3 protein-coding genes and 1 tRNA gene are annotated in these 3,421 nt (G+C 57.8%); 1 reads left to right on the forward strand and 3 read right to left on the reverse strand.

All coding sequences use genetic code 11. The annotated features are described in order from the left end of the window. Nucleotides 1–12: 12 nt before the first annotated feature. The 3 genes from ACRC1E_RS01065 to ACRC1E_RS01075 form a co-directional block, all read right to left on the reverse strand. The gene (locus ACRC1E_RS01065; RefSeq protein WP_438513259.1) at nt 13–423 is read right to left on the reverse strand and encodes a type II toxin-antitoxin system RelE/ParE family toxin; all 411 of its coding nucleotides are present in this window, start codon (nt 421–423) and stop codon (nt 13–15) included. Between the two features lie 111 nt (nt 424–534). Further along, nucleotides 535–610 (reverse strand) — tRNA-Ala (locus ACRC1E_RS01070). 75 nt (nt 611–685) lie between these two features. Then, nucleotides 686–2,086, reverse strand: a complete 1,401-nt coding sequence (locus ACRC1E_RS01075; RefSeq protein WP_438513260.1) for an L-serine ammonia-lyase — start codon at nt 2,084–2,086, stop codon at nt 686–688. Nucleotides 2,087–2,548: 462 nt separating this feature from the next. Here ACRC1E_RS01075 and ACRC1E_RS01080 point away from each other — a divergent pair. Next, the coding region (locus tag ACRC1E_RS01080; RefSeq protein ID WP_438513261.1) for a HAMP domain-containing protein at nt 2,549–3,421 on the forward strand (873 nt) is incomplete at its 3' end.

A 3,421-nucleotide genomic window follows, 5' to 3' on the forward strand; every position in this document is an offset into this window, starting at 1 on the left:
TGGGCCTTTTTGTTACTGCTCGGCAGAGAGGTAACGTTCAATGGGAAAGCGGCAAAGCGTGGTCTGCTGCTGCACTTGCAAGAAATTATTGATAGCCATTCGAGCCTCTTTTTCTGGTGTTTTCTGCGTTTTCTTGAGAAAACCATGTAGCAATACCAGGCCGTTTTCCTTGCTTTGCATAAATAAAACGCGTGCTGACTCCTTGCCGCAGTCGACACGCAGTTTATAAATAGTGCCTTTATATCCCCAGATTTTTGAATTGAGTGTTTTCAAACTAGGGCTAGTGTGAATTTGGCTAAGGGTGGCGTAGGCCAGTATTTTTTTACAAATAGTAGCCGCCAATTTTTTTGATACGTGGTCAAGGAAGAACGTAAAGTTCTTGCCTTTGTCAGAAGTGATAGGCAAAAGATAATTGATATTCATCAGTTTGCACTCCATGGCTGCGTCTGATAGAAGCAGGATATGATGATTTACGTCGGGATGGGGTGGGTAGACGCAAAAAATCCGAAGCATCAGCTTCGGATTTTTGAATTCTGGTGGAGGTAAGCGGGATCGAACCGCTGACCTCTTGCATGCCATGCAAGCGCTCTACCAACTGAGCTATACCCCCGTATCTGCCGCTGTGTTTTGCAGCAGAGGCCGTACTATAAAGTCAGCCGGTTTGTTCGTCAAGCCCTGTTGTGACTTAACACTCGACAATATTCACCGGCAGCTCGATAAAGTGGATGGCCAGCCCGCCGCGCGCGGTTTCCTTGTACTTGCTGTTCATGTCGGCGCCGGTGTCGCGCATGGTCTGGATCACGCGGTCCAGCGAGATGAAGTGTTTGCCGTCACCGCGCAGGGCCATGCGTGCGGCGTTGATGGCCTTGACCGATGCCATCGCATTGCGCTCGATGCATGGCACTTGTACCAGTCCGCCGACCGGGTCGCAGGTGAGGCCCAGATTGTGTTCCATGCCGATTTCGGCTGCGTTTTCGACTTGCTCGGGTGTGCCGCCCAGCACTTCGGCCAGCGCGCCTGCCGCCATCGAGCAGGCGGAGCCGACTTCGCCCTGGCAGCCGACTTCGGCGCCCGAAATCGAGGCGTTGAGCTTGAACAAGATGCCGATGGCACCGGCAGTCAGCAAGAAGCGCACGATGCCGTCGTCGCTGGCGCCCGGTACGAAGCGGGCGTAGTAGTGCATCACGGCCGGAATGATGCCGGCTGCGCCATTGGTCGGTGCGGTGACAACGCGGCCGCCGCCGGCGTTTTCTTCATTGACGGCCAGTGCGTACAGGTTGACCCAGTCCAGCACGGTCAACGGGTCGCGTAGCGCGGCTTCCGGCGAGGCCAGCAGCTGGCGGTGCAGGGCGGCGGCGCGGCGCTGCACTTTCATGCCGCCGGGCAGGGTGCCTTCGCGTTCGCAGCCCTTGACTACGCAAGCCTGCATCACCTGCCAGATTTTCAATAGCTCGGCGCGGATGGTGGCCTCGTCGCGCCAGACCAGTTCGTTTTCCAGCATGATCTGGCTGATCGGCTTGTTGTGTGCCTTGCACAGCGCCAAGAGTTCGGCGCCCGAGCTGAACGGGTGGGTCAGGGTAGAGGCGCCGGGCGGGATGAATCCGGCATCAATTGCCGCCTCGTCCACCACGAAGCCGCCGCCGACCGAGTAATAGGCGCGCTTGGATAACAAGACACCCTCGGTATCGAAGGCTTCGAAGGTCATCGCATTGGGGTGATAGGGCAAAACGGCTTTTTTGTGCAGGATCAGGTGCTCGGTTTCGATAAAGCGCACCGGATGCTTGCCCAGCAGATTGATCTGGCGGCCTTCGCGGATTTTGGCCAGTTTGGCCGGCACGGAGTCCGGATCGATCAGCTGCGGCTCTTCACCGGACAGACCCAGCAGCACGGCGATATCCGAGGCGTGGCCCTTGCCGGTGGCGCCCAGCGAGCCGTACATCTGGGCACGGACCATGCTGGTGCGGGACAATAGATTGTCGCGTTGCAGGCGGCCGACAAAGGTGCGCGCGGCGCGCATCGGGCCGACGGTGTGCGAGCTGGAAGGGCCGATACCGATCTTGAACAGGTCAAAAACACTGATAGCCATGAGGGTCTCCGCTTATTGTTGTTTGCGTTGTTTTTCAGATGCAAGCACACGCTTGCATTAATACGGCGAACTGTAAAAGAACACGCATCCAGTACGCAAGCATTGTCCGGTGTTTATGGCTGCGGGCTGCTTTTGCCGGCTATTTAATGATTTAAGCATGCATGTTTTGCTATTTTTAAGCCAACGCCTTGAAATTTTCGCGGGCTCTTGCGGCCTCTTGCTGGCCATGCCCGCCGCGCACGCGTCTGTCGCTTATTCCCGTTAGGCGCGTACCCGTCAAACAGTTGCAGGCGCACCCGTAAGCAGGCGCCTGTCCGGGGAGGCGTCACGCTGTGTTTTAGCCATGCTTGACTATGCTTTTTGTTGAATTTCTATTTTTTTAATTTCTGTATGGCATTTTTTGACTATAAAGCAGCAGCAAGCCTCCCTTTATATCTCTCTTTCACTTGGACTTTGGCAACGATGTGGCCAGCCCTGCAGCGTTTTTTCGCCAACCGTACCATCTGGCAGCGCATGGCTGCGTTTGGCGGCATGGCTTTGCTGATCCTGGCCGCCGCCAGCCTGACGGCCTTGCCGCGTCTGGCGCATATGACGCGCTTGTCCGGCGATTTTTACCATCAGGTTTATCGTGGTTCGCAGTTGTCTTCCGAAGTCCGCTATGAGGTCTTGTGGGGGCGGCGGCTATTGCGTGACCTGATTATGGAGCCGGATGCGGCGATGCGCACTAGCCTGCAGCAGGAGCTGATACGCGGGGATGCCCGCGTGTTGGCTGCTCTGGATGCGCTCGGCCGCTTGGGGTCGGCGCAAAGCCGTATCCCGATGCTGGCCGATACGGCGAAGACGCAATTCGAGCGTTATCTGGCTGAGCGCGGGACGGCGCTGGCGCTGGCCAATGTCGGGCGCAGCGACGAAGCCTGGGCTTTGACCCTGTATGTGGCCAGGGATAGCCCGGTACAAGTGCTGGATGAAACGCTGGCTGAAATTCGCCGACTGAGCGATGGCAGTGCCGGCGCGACCTGGCGGGGCATTGCCGACAATTACCAGGCGGAAGTCCGGGCCACGCTCTTGTGGTTTGTTCTGGCTGCGCTCTTGTTGCTGGCGTGCGCATGGTGGGTGACGCGGGCTATCCGGCGGCCACTGGAGGCGCTGACTTCTGCGATGGCTGCGATTGCCGATGCCCGTCTGGATACGCCGATTCCTGCACTGGCGCTGCAAAATGAAAGCGGGGAACTGGCCCGCCATCTGGCGCGTTTGCGTGATGTGTATCGGGTGATGGAAGTGCAGCGCTGGGTCAAGGTGCAGACGGCACATCTCGCGTCCGAACTCCAGCAGGCC

It is taken from the genome of Craterilacuibacter sp. (assembly GCF_051659485.1).
Classification (GTDB): Bacteria; Pseudomonadota; Gammaproteobacteria; order Burkholderiales; family Chromobacteriaceae; genus Craterilacuibacter.